The 17,294-nt window shown below is 61.9% G+C and carries 17 protein-coding genes; 3 read left to right on the forward strand and 14 right to left on the reverse strand.

The features are described from left to right. Nucleotides 1-14 precede the first annotated feature (14 nt). The 5 genes from ntrX to dusB form a co-directional block, all read right to left on the reverse strand. A complete protein-coding gene (gene ntrX, locus EFD55_RS09845) occupies nucleotides 15-1,379 on the reverse strand; it encodes a nitrogen assimilation response regulator NtrX (RefSeq protein ID WP_125844744.1) in 1,365 nt (454 codons plus the stop codon). Continuing rightward, nucleotides 1,369-3,639 (reverse strand): sensor histidine kinase NtrY-like, encoded by a 2,271-nt coding sequence (locus EFD55_RS09850; protein ID WP_125844746.1) that lies wholly within the window; start codon nucleotides 3,637-3,639, stop codon nucleotides 1,369-1,371. Before EFD55_RS09850 ends, ntrX begins: the two co-directional genes overlap by 11 nt. A gap of 193 nt (nucleotides 3,640-3,832) precedes the next feature. After that, nucleotides 3,833-5,284 carry a nitrogen regulation protein NR(I) gene (gene ntrC / locus EFD55_RS09855; RefSeq protein ID WP_125844748.1) on the reverse strand — a complete coding sequence of 484 codons (1,452 nt, stop codon included), beginning with the start codon at nucleotides 5,282-5,284 and terminating at the stop codon, nucleotides 3,833-3,835. Beyond that, entirely contained in the window at nucleotides 5,281-6,435 is a 1,155-nt protein-coding gene (locus tag EFD55_RS09860; protein WP_125844750.1) for a two-component system sensor histidine kinase NtrB, read from the reverse strand. Before EFD55_RS09860 ends, ntrC begins: the two co-directional genes overlap by 4 nt. Next, nucleotides 6,432-7,451 carry a tRNA dihydrouridine synthase DusB gene (dusB, locus tag EFD55_RS09865; protein WP_125844752.1) on the reverse strand — a complete coding sequence of 340 codons (1,020 nt, stop codon included), beginning with the start codon at nucleotides 7,449-7,451 and terminating at the stop codon, nucleotides 6,432-6,434. Before dusB ends, EFD55_RS09860 begins: the two co-directional genes overlap by 4 nt. Before the next feature lie 142 nt (nucleotides 7,452-7,593). On the opposite strand from dusB, the gene EFD55_RS09870 reads away from it, so the two are divergent. Together EFD55_RS09870 and EFD55_RS09875 are read left to right on the forward strand one after the other, a co-directional pair. Beyond that, nucleotides 7,594-8,811, forward strand: a complete 1,218-nt coding sequence (locus EFD55_RS09870; RefSeq protein WP_125844754.1) for a bifunctional 2-C-methyl-D-erythritol 4-phosphate cytidylyltransferase/2-C-methyl-D-erythritol 2,4-cyclodiphosphate synthase — start codon at nucleotides 7,594-7,596, stop codon at nucleotides 8,809-8,811. Next, nucleotides 8,808-9,305 (forward strand): CinA family protein, encoded by a 498-nt coding sequence (locus EFD55_RS09875; protein WP_183736685.1) that lies wholly within the window; start codon nucleotides 8,808-8,810, stop codon nucleotides 9,303-9,305. Before EFD55_RS09870 ends, EFD55_RS09875 begins: the two co-directional genes overlap by 4 nt. Before the next feature lie 10 nt (nucleotides 9,306-9,315). Here the strand turns inward: EFD55_RS09875 and EFD55_RS09880 are convergent, their stop codons facing one another. Then, the gene (locus EFD55_RS09880) at nucleotides 9,316-9,768 is read right to left on the reverse strand and encodes a type II toxin-antitoxin system RatA family toxin (protein WP_125844758.1); all 453 of its coding nucleotides are present in this window, start codon (nucleotides 9,766-9,768) and stop codon (nucleotides 9,316-9,318) included. A 9-nt stretch (nucleotides 9,769-9,777) separates the two neighbouring features. Further along, nucleotides 9,778-10,371: a P-loop NTPase family protein gene (locus EFD55_RS09885; protein WP_125844761.1), complete on the reverse strand. Its 594-nt coding sequence runs from the start codon at nucleotides 10,369-10,371 to the stop codon at nucleotides 9,778-9,780. Between the two features lie 369 nt (nucleotides 10,372-10,740). On the opposite strand from EFD55_RS09885, the gene EFD55_RS09890 reads away from it, so the two are divergent. After that, nucleotides 10,741-11,403 carry a class I SAM-dependent methyltransferase gene (locus EFD55_RS09890; RefSeq protein WP_245438442.1) on the forward strand — a complete coding sequence of 221 codons (663 nt, stop codon included), beginning with the start codon at nucleotides 10,741-10,743 and terminating at the stop codon, nucleotides 11,401-11,403. Between the two features lie 43 nt (nucleotides 11,404-11,446). Here EFD55_RS09890 and lipA read toward each other — a convergent pair whose 3' ends face one another. The 7 genes from lipA to EFD55_RS09925 form a co-directional block, all read right to left on the reverse strand. Then, complete coding sequence (gene lipA / locus EFD55_RS09895; RefSeq protein WP_125844763.1) at nucleotides 11,447-12,418, reverse strand: lipoyl synthase; 972 nt, start codon at nucleotides 12,416-12,418, stop codon at nucleotides 11,447-11,449. A 141-nt stretch (nucleotides 12,419-12,559) separates the two neighbouring features. After that, nucleotides 12,560-12,808, reverse strand: a complete 249-nt coding sequence (locus tag EFD55_RS09900; protein WP_125844765.1) for a GlsB/YeaQ/YmgE family stress response membrane protein — start codon at nucleotides 12,806-12,808, stop codon at nucleotides 12,560-12,562. A 25-nt stretch (nucleotides 12,809-12,833) separates the two neighbouring features. Then, the gene (locus EFD55_RS09905) at nucleotides 12,834-13,088 is read right to left on the reverse strand and encodes a GlsB/YeaQ/YmgE family stress response membrane protein (protein WP_125844767.1); all 255 of its coding nucleotides are present in this window, start codon (nucleotides 13,086-13,088) and stop codon (nucleotides 12,834-12,836) included. 140 nt (nucleotides 13,089-13,228) lie between these two features. Continuing rightward, entirely contained in the window at nucleotides 13,229-14,677 is a 1,449-nt protein-coding gene (gene lpdA / locus EFD55_RS09910; RefSeq protein WP_125844769.1) for a dihydrolipoyl dehydrogenase, read from the reverse strand. Between the two features lie 16 nt (nucleotides 14,678-14,693). Beyond that, nucleotides 14,694-15,275, reverse strand: a complete 582-nt coding sequence (locus tag EFD55_RS09915; RefSeq protein ID WP_125844771.1) for a GNAT family N-acetyltransferase — start codon at nucleotides 15,273-15,275, stop codon at nucleotides 14,694-14,696. Nucleotides 15,276-15,277: 2 nt separating this feature from the next. Continuing rightward, nucleotides 15,278-15,919: an SGNH/GDSL hydrolase family protein gene (locus tag EFD55_RS09920; protein WP_125844773.1), complete on the reverse strand. Its 642-nt coding sequence runs from the start codon at nucleotides 15,917-15,919 to the stop codon at nucleotides 15,278-15,280. A 19-nt stretch (nucleotides 15,920-15,938) separates the two neighbouring features. Next, nucleotides 15,939-17,291: a pyruvate dehydrogenase complex dihydrolipoamide acetyltransferase gene (locus tag EFD55_RS09925; protein WP_125844775.1), complete on the reverse strand. Its 1,353-nt coding sequence runs from the start codon at nucleotides 17,289-17,291 to the stop codon at nucleotides 15,939-15,941. Nucleotides 17,292-17,294 lie beyond the last annotated feature (3 nt).

Here is a 17,294-nt window from a genome sequence, read left to right on the forward strand (position 1 = left end):
CGCGCCTGGCATAATCAGACGCCGAGCGACTTCAGTTTGCGGTGCAACGCCGAACGCTCCATGCCGACGAATTCCGCGGTGCGCGAGATGTTGCCGCCGAAGCGGTTGATCTGGGCGATCAGATAGTCCTTCTCGAACATCTCGCGGGCTTCGCGCAATGGCAGCGTCATGATGTGATAGTCGTTCTTGGCGGAAACCTTCGGCAGCATGTCGCCGAGGTCGGTCGGCAGCATGTCGGCGGTGATCGGCGCATCCGGCCCATCGGTGCGGGCCAGGATCATCAGCCGCTCGATATTGTTGCGCAGCTGGCGGAGATTGCCCGGCCAATCATGCGCCTGCAGCACGGCCATGGCGTCGTCGCCGATGCGGCGCGGACGGATGCCGGCCTGCTCGGAGATCTGGCGCATCAACTGGTCGACCAGGAAGGGAATGTCCTCGCGCCGCTCGGCAAGTGCGGGCACACGCACCGGCACGACGGCGAGGCGATGATAGAGATCCTCGCGGAACCAGCCTTCGGCGATGCGGCTTTCGAGATTGTAGGCGGTCGACGAAATGATGCGGACATCGACCTTGACGCGCTTGGAGCCGCCGACGCGTTCGAACTGCTGATCGACGAGCACGCGCAGGATCTTGTTCTGCGTTTCGCGCGGCATCTCGCCAACCTCGTCGAGATAAAGAATACCACGATGGGCTTCCTCGAGCGCGCCGATCTTGCGTGCCTGGCCGGGCGTGCCCTCGGTTCCGAAAAGAGCCACTTCCATCCGGTCGGGCGTGATGTTGGCGGCGTTCAGCGCGACGAAGGGGCCGTTGGCGCGAGCCGATTTCTTGTGGATCATCCGCGCCACGAGTTCCTTGCCGGAGCCGGATGCGCCGAGGATCATGATGCGGCTATTGGTCGGCGCTACCTTCTCGATCGTCTGCCGCAGCTGCGAAACGGCGACCGAGGTGCCGATCAGTTCCAAGGCGTCGCCGGTGCGCCGTTTCAGCTCGGACACCTCCCGCTTCAGCTTGGAATTCTCCAGTGCACGCTCGGCGATCAAGATCAGCCGGTCGGCCTTGAAGGGCTTCTCGATGAAATCGAAGGCGCCGCGCTTGATCGCCGAGACGGCGGTCTCGATGTTGCCATGGCCTGATATCATCACGACGGGCAAATCAGGATGGCGGGTCTTGATCTCGTCGAGCAGCGACAGACCGTCGAGCTTGCTGCCCTGCATCCAGATGTCGAGGAAGATCAGCCGCGGCACGCGGTCGGAAATCGCCGCCAGCGCACTGTCACTGTCATGGGCCGTGCGCGTCTCATGGCCCTCGTCCGAGAGAATGCCGGAAACGATCTCGCGAATATCGTGCTCGTCATCGACGACGAGAATATCAGAGGCCATAAACGCTTTCCTTGTCATTGGCTGCGGGAGTGGCAGGCGTCGGATCCCGGCGTGGCAGATGCACGCGGATCATGGCCCCTCTTCCCCGGTCAAAATCGGCGGGCGCATCGTGCAGCTCGAGCTGCCCGCCATGTTCCTCGATGATCTTCTTGACGATGGCGAGGCCGAGGCCGGTGCCCTTCTCGCGCATCGTCATATAAGGTTCCAGGATACTGTGACGGTTCTCCACCGGCAGGCCGCGACCATTGTCGATCACATCAACGGTGAAGCGGTCGCGGCTGGTATCGAGTGCTGCGCGCACGAGAACCTTGCGTTCGTCCCGTTCATCGCTCGGAACAGCTTCCAGAGATTCCACGGCATTCTTGATGAGATTGCCGAAGGCCTGGCCGAGCATGCGGCTGTCGAACAGTCCATCCAACGGCTGGTCGCCGAAATCCTGCTCAAAGGTGACGTGATGGTTGCCCATCTCGCGCAGGAAGATCGCGTCGCGCAGGATGTCGCGCAGGTCGCTCGGCTCCTTGGTCGGCTTCGGCATGCGGGCGAAGGCTGAGAATTCGTCGACCATGCGGCCGATATCGCCGACCTGGCGGATGATAGTATCCGTGCACTGGTCGAAGACGGCCCGGTCGCCCTGGTCGATCTGCTTGCCGTAGCGGCGCTGGATGCGCTCGGCGGAAAGCTGGATCGGCGTCAACGGGTTCTTGATCTCATGGGCAATGCGCCTTGCCACATCACCCCAGGCAGTCGAGCGCTGGGCAATGACGAGGTCGGTGATATCGTCGAGCGTGATCACGTAGGATTCGCTCATATCCCGCACTTCCTCGCGGGTGACCTGCACGCTCAGCGTCCTGACCGTGCCGCCGCGTACGAGCGCGATCTGCTTGCGGAAATCGCCGCGATGGCGCTGCGCCGCTTCGGTCAGCACCTGATCGACCTCAGGCGCGATATCGGCCAGCTGCTTGCCGAGCATGTCGTCGGCCGACATCGTCATCAACGTCTCGGCCGAACTGTTGACGATGGCAATGCGGCGATCCTGCTCCACACCGATAACCGCGGCGGTGACGCCCGACAGCACCGCTTCGATGAAGCGGCGGCGGTCGTCGACTTCGTCCTTGGCTTCGAGGATCTCGTCGCGCTGGGTGCGGATTTCCGAGATCATCTTGTTGAAGGTGCGCGAGAGATTGGCGACGTCGCCATCGACGGCATGCACCGGCACGACGATGTCCATATTGCCTGATGCAACGCTGTCGGCCGCCGTGATCAATAGGCGGATCGGCCGGACGATGCGGTCGGCGACCGCAATCGCCGTCCAGATTGCCGCCAGAAGCACGATTAGCGCGAAGCCGATGTAGAGCACGGCGAAGGCGATCTGCAGCGAGAAGCGGTTGGCCTCCATCGAACGGTATTCGGTGGCGTTCTCCTCCATCATGCGCATGGCGCCCATGACCTTGGGATCGACGGCGCGCACGGTATAGAGGAACGTCCCCTGGATAGCGTCGAGCTTGATGATGGCGCCGACGAGGTTGGTGACGCCGGGCGGAATGAGCGTCGGCTGGCCGGCGGCAGCCTTTTCCAGCGCATCCTGCGGAATGGCCGGCAACGGCTTTTCGGTGGAGATGTCGGCCTGAACGTTCACTGATCCGTCGCGTTCGACCAGGAAGGCGCCGAGCAGGCCGCGCCCCCTCGCCTGGCGCGTCATCAGTTCGGCGAAACCTGTTCTGTCGAGGCTATAGAGCGCACGGTTACGCTCCAGGTCGTTGGCCATGGAAACCGTCTGCCCCTGCAGGTAGCTGGCATTCTCCATCATGTAGGCTTGGCCGATATTGCGCGACGAACTGACGATCGACTGGGTGCGCAAGGCAAACCAGCGGTCGAGACCGGCGTTCAGCGTGATACTGGCGAAGATGGCGACAAGGATCGCCGGCGTGATCGCGACGATCGAGAAGAGCACAACGATGCGGATATGCAGGCGTGCCGCCGCGCGGCCGCGGGTGCGGGCCTTGAGCAGCCTTGCCACCTCACGGCCGATCAGGGCAATCAGCGTCAGAACGAAGAAGGAATTGACGATCACCGAGGTAATGACGACATGCGAGTTCGGCGCGATCGGCGTTAGGCCGAGCAGCACGAAAAGCGTGATCGTGGCACAGAGAAGCGCGCCGCCGGCGAGCACGAGGCCGGGCACGGCAAAAAGGGCACGGCGGTCGGTTACCGTCGTCACCGCCTCGCCCGCCGCCGCCGGCGATACCCCATCCTGCGTCATTCGGCCTCTCTTCAGGCGGCACCTGCCGCCCTCGCCATCCGATCGAAACCAAACAACGCCGGCCCAAGAAAGCCAGCGCTCTAACGACTCGATCGGGAGCGAAATGTCCAAAACCCTGCGTGACCTTTAAGCAACGCATTGTGGCGAAAATGCAACGCACTCGGTCACATTGTCAAGCCGTGGGAGCCGTCGCTCAGGCTGTGCGGGAGCTCCTGTAGACCGAAACGCCAAGTTCGCGGATCTTCTTGCGCAGGGTGTTGCGGTTGAGACCGAGGAGGTCGGCGGCCTTGATCTGGTTGCCGCGCGTTGCCGTCAGGGCCGCAAGGATCAGCGGATATTCCATTTCCGTCAGCACGCGGTCGTAAAGGCCGGGGGGCGGCAGATTTTCGCCGAAGCTTGAGAAATAGGTGCGCATGTTCTCTTCGACGGCTTGCGCGATCGTCATTGAGCCATTGCGGATCGGCCCCTTGTCGATCGGGCTGTCGGGCACGTCGGCGCGCAGCTCGGCATCGATGATTTCGCGGGTGATGACGTCCTGCGGATAGAGAGCCATCAGACGGCGGATGAGGTTTTCCAGCTCGCGGACGTTGCCCGGCCAGGCATAGGCCTTCATCAGTTCCAGGGCTTCCTGATCGAAGCGCTTGGAACCGAGTCCTTCCTTTTCGGCCTGCTGGATGAAATGGCGCACAAGATCGGGAATATCCTCTGCGCGATCGCGCAGCGGCGGCAGGCGCAGCGGCACGACGTTGAGGCGGTAATAGAGATCCTCGCGGAAGAGGCCCTGATTGATCGCCTGCTTCAGATCCTTATTGGTGGCGGCAACGATGCGCACGTCTGTGCGAATCGGCGTACGGCCGCCGACAGTGGTGTATTCGCCCTGCTGCAGGACGCGCAGAAGCCGGGTCTGGGCATCCATCGGCATGTCGCCGATCTCGTCGAGGAACAGCGTGCCGCCTTCGGCCTGTTCGAAGCGGCCGGTCGAGCGGGTCTGCGCGCCGGTGAAGGCGCCCTTCTCGTGGCCGAAGAGTTCCGATTCGATCAGGTCGCGCGGGATCGCGGCCATGTTGATCGCGACGAACGGGCCGTTGCGGCGCTTGCCGTAATCATGCAGGGCGCGGGCGACGAGTTCCTTGCCGGTGCCGGATTCGCCGGTGATCATCAGCGTCAGGTCCGTCTGCATCAGCCGGGCGAGCACACGGTAGATTTCCTGCATGGCCGCCGAGCGACCGACGAGCGGCATGCCGTCCTGCATATCCTCTTCGAGCTTGGCCGGCTTGCGCTTCGGCTCGGCGAGCGCACGGCCGATGATGCCGATCAGCTCGGTGAGGTCGAAGGGTTTCGGCAGATAGTCGTAGGCGCCCTTCTCCGACGCCTTGATGGCGGTCATGAAGGTGTTCTGCGCGCTCATGACGAGAACCGGCAGGTCGGGGCGCGCCTTCTTTATGCGCGGCAGCAGATCGAAGGCGTTCTCATCCGGCATCACCACATCGGTGACAACAAGATCGCCCTCGCCCGCCGAAATCCAGCGCCAGAGGGTTGCGGCGTTGGAGGTGATGCGAACGTCATAGCCGGCGCGGCTCAAAGCCTGGTTGAGCACGGTCCGAATGGCCGCATCATCATCTGCAACGAGGATCGTAGCTGTCATCGAGAAGGTCCTGTCGAGCTTACGGTAGAGGCGTCTTCCAGCGAGGCATCCTTCGATGCCGGCATGAGAACGCGGAATGTCGTGCGGCTGTTCTGGCTGTCGCATTCAATGATGCCGCCGTGATCGCCGATAATCTTGGCAACCAGCGCCAAGCCGAGGCCGCTGCCGTTCGTCTTGGTGGTGATGAAGGGATCGAAGAGGTGCGGCAGTAGATCGGTGGGAACACCGGGGCCGTTGTCGTGAACGCAGAATTCCAGCGGCAGCGAAATCTTTTCGCGCGTGCCGGCGACCGAAAGGCGAATGCCGGGCCGATAGGCCGTCGTCAGCACGATCTCGCCGTCCGGCCGGTCGCCGACCGCTTCGGCGGCGTTCTTCACCAGATTGAGGAAGACCTGAACGAGCTGATCGCGATTGGCATAGACGGCCGGCAGCGACGGGTCGTAACTCTCGGTGATGCGAATGTTGCGGGCAAAACCCGCCTTGGCGACGGCCTTCACGTGATCGAGCACGGAATGGATATTGACCGGCATGCGATCGACAGGGCGTTCGTCGGAAAAGACTTCCATGCGATCGACCAGCGAGACGATGCGGTCAGTCTCGTCGCAGATCAGCCGGGTCAGCGCCCGATCATCGTCGATCACGGACTGCTCGAGCAGCTGGGCAGCACCACGGATGCCGGAGAGCGGGTTCTTGATCTCATGGGCCAGCATGGAGGCAAGACCGGTCACCGAGCGGGCAGCGGCGCGATGCGTCAGCTGCCGGTCGATCTTGTCGGCCATCGAGCGTTCCTGGAAGACGATGACGACGGCGCCCGGCTCGCTGAGCACCGGGGCGACGTAGAGATCGACGAGCTTGTCCTGACCGAGACGAGGCGAGCTCAGGTCGACGCGATATTCGTTGACGGGCGCCTTGCGCTCACGCACCTGATCGATAAGTGCGAGCAACGGGCTGCCGAATGGAATGAAGGTCGAGATCCGATAACGCGCAAGGTGCGAGGCGCTGGCGCCGAAAAAGGCTTCCGCCTCCCAATTGGCGAAGGCGACAAAGCCGGATTCGTCGACCATGACGACGGGGTTCTGGATGGCGTTCAGCACCGCCATGGCGACGGTTCCGCCGGCGTGATCGGGCGGAGATGTCGTATCCTTCGTCATGCCGCCTCCCGGCCATCGAGAGCACTTGCATCAAGCGCATCGTAAAGGCGGGCGACCACCTCGCGCGGATCATGCGAGGTCATGATCGCCGCTTTTTCACTGCCGGCAAGCGTCGGGGCGAAACGCTCCAGATACCAGCCGAGATGTTTGCGGGCATGGCGGATCGCCACCGCCTCGCCGTAGAACTCCAGCATCATCCCGTAATGTTCGACGGCGATGTCGGCAATCTCGTACGACAGCGGCGCGGCGGCGCCTGCAATGACGCCGGCATGCCACGGCCTGCCCTGGCAGCCCCTGCCGATCATGACGGCATCGGCGCCGGAGCGGCGCAATATTTCCTGCGCATCCTCTGCGCTCTCGACATCGCCGTTGGCGATCAGCGGAATGGAGACCACGTCACGAACGGCGCGGATCGCATGCCAATCGGCGCGACCTTCGTAGAATTGCATACGGGTACGCCCATGGATGGTTACGAGTTGGATGCCGGCCGCTTCGGCGCGGCGCGCAATATCAGGCGCGTTGATGGAATTTTCGTCCCAGCCGAGACGCATCTTCAGCGTCACGGGGATATTGACGGCCTTGACCGTCGCCTCGATGAGACCGAGCGCGTGGTCGGGATCGCGCATCAGCGCCGAGCCGGAATAACCGCCGATCACCTTCTTTGCCGGGCAACCCATGTTGATGTCGATGATATCGGCGCCGTGATCGGCAGCGATCTTCGCCGCTTCGGCCATCCAGCGCGCCTCGCGCCCGGCAAGCTGCACCATGTGCGGCCGAAAGCCCGCTGCCCGCAGCCGTGACCAGGATTCGGCCGTGTCGTTGACCAGTTCGCGGCTCGCCACCATTTCGGTGACGACAAGGCCTGCGCCGAAGCGCCATGCAAGCTCGCGGAAGGGCATGTCCGTGACGCCGGACATCGGCGCCAGCACTACGCGGTTCCGCACGGACACGGGTCCGATTCGGAAAGGCGCTGCGAGGTCCTTGGAAATCAATTGATTATCTTTCAGGCACACCATGGAACTGCATTATTTTTAGCCATTGTTCTGTAGCTTGCCAAGGGGGCTGGGATCGAAATCGATATTTTTCGGGCAGATGCTGGAAAACGCCAAAGCAAGACGTTAGAGCACTCGGGTCAATTCCGGATATTTTTAGGGATTTATGCTGCAAATGCCTTCCAAGCAACCGATATCGGCCGGAATTGTCATCGTCGCCGCCGGCCGCGGCGAGCGCGCCGGGTCCTCGAAGGAAGGCCCCAAGCAATATCGCATGATCGGCGGCAAGCCGGTTATCGTCCATACGCTTGAAAACTTCATGACATGGGAACTGGCGACACAGATCGTCGTCGTCATCCACCCCGATGACGAGGCGCTGTTTGCGAGGGCGCTGCGCCATATCATCTCGGCAACCCCGATCGAAACGGTGCATGGCGGCGCCACGAGGCAGCAATCCGTGCTTGCCGGCCTCAAATATCTCAAGGACAAACATGTCAGCCATGTGCTGATCCACGATGCCGTGCGTCCCTTTTTCGACCATGTGCTTCTGGACCGTATCGCCGAGAGCCTCGGCGACGGCGCGCCGGCCGTTCTCCCGGCCATGCCGGTGACCGATACACTGAAACGCACCGACAGCGCCGGCACCGTGCTGGCGACGGTCTCGCGCGAAAGCCTCTATGCGGCGCAAACGCCACAATCCTTCGCCTTCGAGACGATCCTCGACGCGCATGAGAAGGCAGCCGCCAGCGGACGAAGCGATTTCACCGACGACGCCTCGATCGCCGAATGGCTCGGCATTCCGGTGACGATCGTCGAAGGCACGGCCGATAACGTCAAGCTGACAGTCAGGAGCGATATCGCCAAGGCCGACGACAAGCTGTCGGCATCGCTGCTTCCCGACGTGCGCACCGGCAACGGCTACGATGTGCACCAGCTCGTGGCGGGCGACGGCGTCACCCTCTGCGGCGTGTTCATTCCACACGATCAGAAGCTCAAGGGGCACTCAGATGCCGATGTCGCGCTGCATGCGCTGACGGATGCACTGCTCGCCACCTGCGGCGCCGGCGATATCGGCGATCATTTCCCGCCCTCCGACCCGCAATGGAAGGGGGCGGCCTCGAAGATCTTCATCGAACACGCGGCCCGGATCGTGCGCGAGCGCGGCGGCACGATCATGAATGCCGATGTCTCGCTGATCGCCGAGGCGCCGAAGATCGGGCCACATCGCGACGCCATGCGGGCGAAATTGTCGGATTATCTCGGCATCGATATCGAGCGCTGCTCGGTCAAGGCGACGACCAACGAGACGATCGGCTTCGTCGGCCGGCGCGAGGGCATCGCGGCGATCGCGACTGCGACTGTCGTCTATCGCGGGAGGAAATGATGAGCCTTTTTCCGCAGGATATCATTTCGGCTGCAGAGGCGATCATCCGCGACTTCACCGCTGCCGGGCTGATGCTCTCCACAGCCGAGTCCTGCACGGGCGGACTGATTGCCGGCGCGCTGACCGAGATATCGGGCTCGTCAGCGGTCGTCGACCGCGGCTTCGTCACCTATACGAATACGGCGAAGATGGAGATGCTCGGCGTGCAGGAGGCAACGCTTTCGCGTTTCGGAGCGGTCTCCGAGGAAACCGCGCGGCAGATGGTGCACGGCGCCCTCTTCCGCTCGCGCGCCGACATCGCCGTCGCCGTCACCGGCATTGCCGGCCCCGGTGGCGGAGCGGCTGAAAAACCCGTCGGTCTCGTCCATCTCGCCGCCAAATCGCGCACCGGCGCACTCGTTCTCCGGAAAATGCTCTACGGCGATATCGGCCGCAGCGAAGTTCGGCTGGCAACAGTCAGGACGGCGCTGGAGATGATCGTTTCGCTTCGCTGACGGCGCTCCGTCAGGCGGCCGTATAGATTTTGTTTGCGCGCGTCTCGAAGGCCTCGGTGAACATGCGGAAGGCGCGATCGAACATCGAGCCCATCAATGCGCCGAGGATGCGGCTCTTGAACTCGTAGTCGATAAAGAAATCGACGGTGCAGCCGCCGGCTGGCGCGTCGGCGAAGTGCCAGCGATTGTCGAGATATTTGAACGGACCATCGATATATTTGACCTCGATGACGCGCTCGGCCCGGTTTAACAGCACCTGCGTCGTGAAGGTCTCGCGGATCGCCTTGTAGCCGACCGTCATGTCGGCAATGAGCAGGATCTTGCCATCGCGCTCCCTGCGGCTTTTGATGGCCAGCGCTTCGCAGAGCGGCAGAAACTCCGGATAGCGCTCAACATCGGCAACGAGGTCAAACATCTGGTCGGGCGTGTGCGGGACAGGACGGTGTGTTTCGAATTGCGGCATAGGCGGCAATTAAGCGGGCCGGCCGAGAAGATCAAGAAGCTCACGCATCTGGCGGCGGGATTTTAGCTGGAGGACGGGCAGATCAGGGCCATGCTCGGCGATGCCGGCTACGATTCGCGGCGCGAATTTCTCTTCGAAAGTCCAAATAAAGCGGAGGAATTCCCAATCGACCTTCTCGATGCAGCCCGGCGCCATCTCCGGTCGAGTGCGGCCGATCCACTTCGCCCATCGGCTGATCGCGCCCCAGATGCAGAGAAGCCGCGGCATGCGTACCCAGACGACGACCTCGGTGCGCGGCAGCCGAATGTCGAAAGTCGAGGGACTGGTGCCGTCCATGATCCAACGATCTTCGAGGATTCGGCTGGCGATGATATTTCTCTGCTCGACCCTGTCGCGCTGCATCCAACCGGGAAGCCAGCGAACATCGCGATCGAGCGAAATATAGGAAAGCCCGAAGCGCTCGGCGATCTTCAGCGACAGAGTGGATTTACCGCCGCCCGAGCAGCCCACGACGAGAATGCGGCGAGCTCTGCGGATATGCTCCGCAGCCCGTTCCAGATCGGTGATCTGCTGACGCAGCGGCAGCTCTGCTCTCAAGTCCATCGTGCAACTCCCTCGAGCCCGTGCGAGCACTTTCCGTGCATGCTCTAAGCGCCAAAAGCGGCGAGTTGGCTAGCTGCTTCGCGTGACCTGATGATGACGGTAGCGAACGCTCTTAAGATTGCTCCCCCGAGTCAGACGATGCTGGCCGCGCAAAATGCCGTATCAGATATCCTAAGGTTGTTGCTCCCCCGCGTCATGGCGACAATGGAAATAAAGTGAGTGCCCATGCGATACTCTCTACACCCTGTCGAAAATCAATTTTTCCGACATATTATACTTATATATATCCTGCACAAATCTAATAATATTTCTTGTTATGCCTCCAATAAGAACATATACATTGCCGGAAAATAACGGGTATTGGCGCAAATGAGCTTCCTCACAGAGCATTTTCTCAGAAATGCCAAAGATATACTTTCAGCCGGGAGCATACCGTTAGACTGGAAATTTCTACGGGCTGAATTTTTCTCTGACCACCGCTTGAAGAGCAGACAGTTCCTGTGTGATTTGTTCCCTAAAGGTGGTGTCGGCGCCGAGTTCGGTGTGTTCACCGGACTATTCTCGACCATTCTGCTCAACCAGGCTAAACCGAAATCCGCCTATTTCGTCGATCCTTGGTGGTTGATTTTCGGAAACCGCTATCCGGACTGGGGCATCTATACCGCCAATGGCCGGCTATCGACGAGCCGCGCCCACAATGTAGCCTCGCAGCGTATTAAAAGGTCTGCGCAAGGCGCAAGCGTGTCGGTCCATGTCGACTATTCAGTGCCTTTCCTTGAGCAGCTTCCCGACAACAATCTCGACTGGGTCTATCTGGATTCTTCGCACTCCTATGAAGGCACGGCCGAGGAACTCAAAGTGTTGAGGCGTAAGGTAAAATCGGGCGGCATCGTCGCCGGTGACGATTGGCATGACGCCCTCGATCATCCCCATAGCGGCGTAGCGATCGCCGTTCGCGAAGCAGTCGGCGCTGGCGCGTTCGAGATGATCGGCAGCTATCCCGCGCTGCAATGGGCGATACGCCGACCCTGAGCGAACAAATCGCCTCGGTTCCTTGAAAAACCGAGTGCGGCTCCTACCCGGCGGCGATTAGCAGCTTCTTTTCGCGTGCGGCCTTAAGCCGGGCGAAGTCGTCGCCGGCATGGTGGGAGGAGCGGGTCAGCGGGCTTGAGGCGACCATCAGGAAGCCCTTGCTGTAGGCGACCGTCTCGTAGGACTTGAACTCATCGGGCGTGACGAAGCTTTCGACCTTATGGTGCTTGCGGGTCGGCTGCAGATACTGGCCGATCGTCAGGAAATCGACGTCGGCGGTGCGCAGATCGTCCATCAGCTGCAGAACCTCGTTGCGCTCCTCGCCGAGGCCAACCATGATGCCCGATTTGGTGAACATGGTGGGGTCAAGTTCCTTCACCCGCTGCAGCAGACGGATGGAATGGAAATAACGGGCGCCAGGGCGAACCGTCAGATAGTTGCCGGCAACCGTTTCCATGTTGTGGTTGAAGACGTCGGGCTTGGCGGCGACGACGCGCTCCAGCGCACCGGGCTTCTTCAGGAAGTCGGGCGTCAGGATTTCGATGGTCGTCATCGGCGAAGCGGCGCGGATCGCCCAGATCACCTTTTCGAAGTGCTCGGCGCCGCCGTCTTCAAGATCGTCGCGGTCGACCGAGGTGATGACAACGTGGCTGAGACCCATCTCCTTGACGGCTTTGGCGACATTTTCGGGCTCGGCCATATCAAGTGCATTCGGCTTGCCGGTGGCGACGTTGCAGAAGGCGCAGGCGCGGGTGCAGATCTCGCCCATGATCATGAAGGTGGCGTGCTTCTTGTCCCAGCACTCGCCGATATTCGGGCAGCCGGCCTCCTCACAGACGGTGACGAGCTTGTGCTCCTTCACGATCGCGCGCGTCTCGGCATACCCCTTCGACGTCGGCGCCTTGACGCGGATCCAATCCGGCTTGCGCATGACTTCCGTGTCCGGGCGATGCGCCTTCTCGGGATGGCGCACACGCTTGGCGTCGGGATTGATCGTATCGAGGATAGTCACCATTGCAGTATCAGCCTTCCGCCGCCCCTATGCGGCAAACCATCTAAAGCGCATCGCGTCAAACCGCATCCGTGCGACACGCTTTAATTCTTTGATTCATGCAGTCGTTATCCCAAAACGCTGCACACGTTCGGACGACATGCATTAGCGCCGCACCAGCCGCGCAAGGAATATCAACAAGCAGGCGCCGAGAAAACCCGTCACGAAATAACCGAGCCGCCCGCCGACCACCTCGACATGAAACTGCGCGAGGACAGCGCTGGCGACGACCGAACCGACGATGCCGAGCACAATATTCAGGAAAATCCCGTATCGCGCTTCCATCAGTTTGCCGGCGAGCCAGCCCGCAAGTCCGCCGATGATGATTGCCGAAATCCAGCCGACGCCTTCCATTCCTGCCTTACCCCTCAGTTGCGCCTCAGGCGACCGCCCTTGCAATCAGCACCACAACGATGGCGCCGAGGGTGGCGTGGATGATCTGCACGACCAACGCGTTTTCAATGCCCAGCGAGATGCCGAGCGCACTGAACAGATAGCCGCCGACGAAGGCGCCGATGATGCCGCTCAGCAGACACCTTATCAGCCCGCCGCCACCGACGACCAGACTTGCGAGGAAGCCCGCGACCAAACCAATCAGCAAAAATACCAGCAACGCCTGCGTCTCCATAGACATGATGATTTCCTTTCGTTTTTTCCACCCCCGCGAGATGACTTAGGTCATCCGGGGATGGCTCTGGCCACCCAGGGGATGGCTTTGCCGCCCTGTGGGGATGGGCTTTGCCACCCCGGGATAAAGGGCGGCCTTGGAAATTATCAAGCGTTCAGCACGCGGCCATAGGCATCGAGAACCGCTTCCTTCATCGTTTCGGATACGGTCGGATGCGGGAAAATCGTGTGCATCAGTTCTTCCTCGGTCGTCTCGAGATTCATCGCGACGACGAATCCCTGGATGAGCTCGGTGACTTCGGCGCCGACCATGTGGGCACCAAGCAACTCGCCGGTCTTCTTGTCGAAGATCACCTTGACCATACCCTGGTCTTCACCGAGCGCGATCGCCTTGCCGTTGGCCGCGAAGGAGAAGCGACCGACGCGGATGTCGCGGCCCTGCTCCTTGGCCTTGGCTTCCGTCAAGCCGACGGAGGCGACCTGCGGATTGCAGTAGGTGCAGCCCGGAACCTTGCCCTTATCGGTCGGATGGACATTCGGAAGGCCGGCGATCTTCTCGACGCAGACGACACCTTCATGCTCCGCCTTGTGCGCCAGCATCGGCGGGCCGGCGACATCGCCGATCGCGTAGATGCCCGCAACATTGGTCTTGCCGTAACCGTCGGCAACCACGCAGCCGCGATCGGTCTTGATGCCGAGCGCCTCAAGGCCGAGGTTCTCGATGTTGCCTTGAACGCCGACAGCCGAAATCAACCGGTCGGCGGTGATCTGCTGCACCTTGCCGTCTGAAGTCTCGACATGCGCGGTGATGCTATTAGCGCCCTTCTCGACCTTCGAGACCTTGGCGCTCGTGAAGATCTTGAGGCCGCGCTTTTCAAGCTGCTTGCGGGCGATGGCGGTGATTTCGGCATCCTCGACCGGCATGATGGTCGGCATGACTTCGACGACAGTGACGTCGACGCCCATCGAGCGATAGAAGCTTGCAAATTCGATGCCGATCGCGCCCGAGCCCATAACGATCAGCGACTTCGGCAATACATCCGGCTTCAGCGCCTCGAAATAGGTCCAGATCAGCTTGCCATCAGGCTCGATGCCCGGCAGCGCGCGCGGACGGGCGCCGGTCGCGATGATGATGTGCTTGGCGGTATAGGTGCCCTCGCTGCTCTTGACGTTCTTCGGCAGCGGATGCTGCGGCTCGACAACAGGCTTCGACGACTTGCCGACGACGATCTCGCCGGGCTTGGTGATCTTTGCCTCACCCCAGATGATGTCGATCTTGTTCTTCTTCATCAGGAAGCCGACGCCGGCGTTGAGACGGGCGGACACGCCGCGCGAGCGAGCGACGACGGCCTTGGCATCCGGCTTGACCGTGCCTTCGAGAACGAGGCCGTAATCCTTGAAGTGATTTGCGTGGTCGAGGACTTCGGCCGAACGCAACAACGCCTTTGTGGGTATGCAGCCCCAGTTCAGGCAGATGCCGCCCATATGTTCGCGCTCGACGATCGCGGTCTTGAGGCCGAGCTGGCTGGCGCGAATGGCGGCGACATAGCCGCCGGGGCCGGAGCCGATGATGATGACGTCGTAGGATTCAGCCATGTGTTTCCTGCCTTTGTTACGCTGCGCTGCGGGTCATGAGCACCCACGCGTGTTTTTTGCTGTTTTCGAAGAGCGGCACGGCATCGGCGCGCGCAGCCTCCAAGAATCCGTTTCTTCCATAAAGCGACAAAGCCGCTTCGTTATCGCTTGCGGTGATCAGACTGACGGGCCGCCGATCCGCTCTTTCAATCTGATCGTCCAGCAGCCTGCGTCCGATGCCGATGCCGCGCAGGTGGCTGTAGACGCCGAGACTGCCGATGAACCAGCTTCCCACAACCGTCTTCTGCAAGGCCAGCATCGGCCCGGTCGCCGGGACTGTCGCCTCGATATCGCGTATGCCTTCATCCAACTCATGGCCGATCGCCACACCTGCGACCTCGCCATAGGCCTCGGCGACGACGGCATCCCTCCAGCCGCCGACGGCCTCCTCCTCGCTCATCTTCAGCCTGCCCCGCTCGAGCGGCGTGTCGCTCACGCCGTTCGCCACATCGGCGAACCAGAGCCAGGAGGCGAAGCCGTGCGATGCGATATCCGCCAAAATCGCCAGCTCCGAGGCATCCCGTCGTGAGGCCTGCCGGAGGGCGATGAAGGAGGTCATGCTTAAATCCCCAGCATCATCCGCACGATCGACTCCAGCCCCCGCCCGAGCGCACGCGTATTCTCGGCATCTAGGTGAATGCCATCGAGCGGCGTGGTCTTGGCGACGGAATTGCCGTCGAAGAAGCCACAACCGAGTTCGTCGGCAAGATCACGGTAAAGCGTTGCAAGCTTTGCCGATTCCTCTATGCCTCCCGGGAAAGAAGCCGCGAAGGGCACATTGGCCGTCGCGCAGATTGCCGGCGGCGCCACGATCAGGATATCCGGCCCATCGAATTCGAAGGGCCAGGCATGATTGCGGATCAGCCGCACGAGCCGGCCGATCCCCTGGCATGCGGCAAAGGCCGAACCGGCGACAACCGGCTTCATGTCGTTGGTGCCGAGAAGAAGAATGACGAGATCGAGCGGTGCGTGCGTCTGCAGGATCGTCGGCAGGACGCGCGCTCCGTTACGGTCGCAATCGGCGAGATGGTCATCGAAGGCGGTCGTTCGGCCATTCAGGCCTTCGGCAATGACGCGCGCTTCACTGCCGAGCGCGGCCTGAAGCACGCTCGGCCAGCGGTTCTGATAGTCATGACGGCCGATCGTCTCGGCGTCATAACCCCAGGTCAGCGAGTCACCATAGCAAAGAACGGTTTTGGTCATTTCCGCCTCCGCTTCGCTATCAGACGAGCATGCCCATCGGGTTCTCGATGTAGCCCTTGAAAGCCTGGAGCAGCTCGGCGCCGAGCGCGCCGTCGACGCAGCGATGATCGGTCGAGAGCGTGACGGTCATGACGGTGGCGATTGCCATTTCGCCCTTCTTGACGACGACCCGCTGTTCGCCGGCGCCGACCGCGAGGATCGTCGCATGCGGCGGGTTGACGACAGCTGCGAAGTTCTTCACGCCCATCATGCCCATGTTCGAGACCGAACTCGTGCCACCCTGATATTCCTCGGGCTTCAGCTTGCGGTCCTTGGCCCGCTTGCCGAGATCGCGCATCTCGTTGGAGATCGCCGACAGCGTCTTTTGCTCGGCCTTACGGATGATCGGCGTGATCAGGCCGCCCGGGATCGAGACCGCGACGCCGACATCGGCGTACTTGTGCTTGACCATGTTGTTGTCGGTCCAGGACACGTTGGCATCCGGAACATCGCGCAGCGCCAGCGCCATGGCCTTGATGACCATGTCATTGACGGAGAGCTTGTAGGCCGGGGCATTGTCCTTGCGCGGCGCCGCATCGTTCAGCTGGGCACGGAGCGCCATAAGCGCATCGAGTTCGCAATCGACGCTGACGTAGAAATGCGGGATCGTCTGTTTGGATTCGACCAGGCGCCTGGCAATCGTCTTGCGCATGCCGTCATGCGGCACGAGTTCGTAGGAACCCGGCTCGAAAAGCTTGAGCACGGCCTCTTCGGAGGCGCCCTTCGGTGCAGCAGCGGCCGGAGCTGCGGCGGCCTGCGGGGCTGCGGCGGGTGCGGGCGCAGCAGCAGCCTTGGCGCCGCCACCGGCGACGGCGGCTTCGATGTCGCTCTTGACGACGCGGCCGTGCGGACCGGAGCCGGCAACGGCCGACAGATCGATACCGGCTTCCTTGGCCAGACGACGCGCGAGCGGCGAGGAGAAGGAGCGGTTGCCGTCAACCGAAACCGCTGCGGTTGCTGCTGCGGGCGCCGGTGCAGCGGCCGGAGCCGGTGCGGACTGGGCTGGCGCGGCATCGGCCTTCGAAGCAGGTGCGGCTTCGGCTTTCGGAGCAGCCGAACCGGCGCCGCTTGCGGCGGCAGCGACATCCTCGCCGTCGGCAGCCAGAACCGCGATCAGCGCATTGACCTTGACGCCTTCGGTCCCGGCCGGCACGACGAGCTTGGCGACCGTGCCTTCATCGACGGCTTCGACTTCCATCGTCGCCTTGTCGGTCTCGATCTCGGCGATCACATCGCCTGACTTGACCGTGTCGCCTTCCTTGACCAGCCATTTGGAAAGATTGCCTTCTTCCATGGTCGGAGAGAGGGCGGGCATCGTGATATTGATCGGCATCGA

The organism is Rhizobium pisi, assembly GCF_003938655.1.
GTDB lineage: Bacteria > Pseudomonadota > Alphaproteobacteria > Rhizobiales > Rhizobiaceae > Rhizobium > Rhizobium pisi.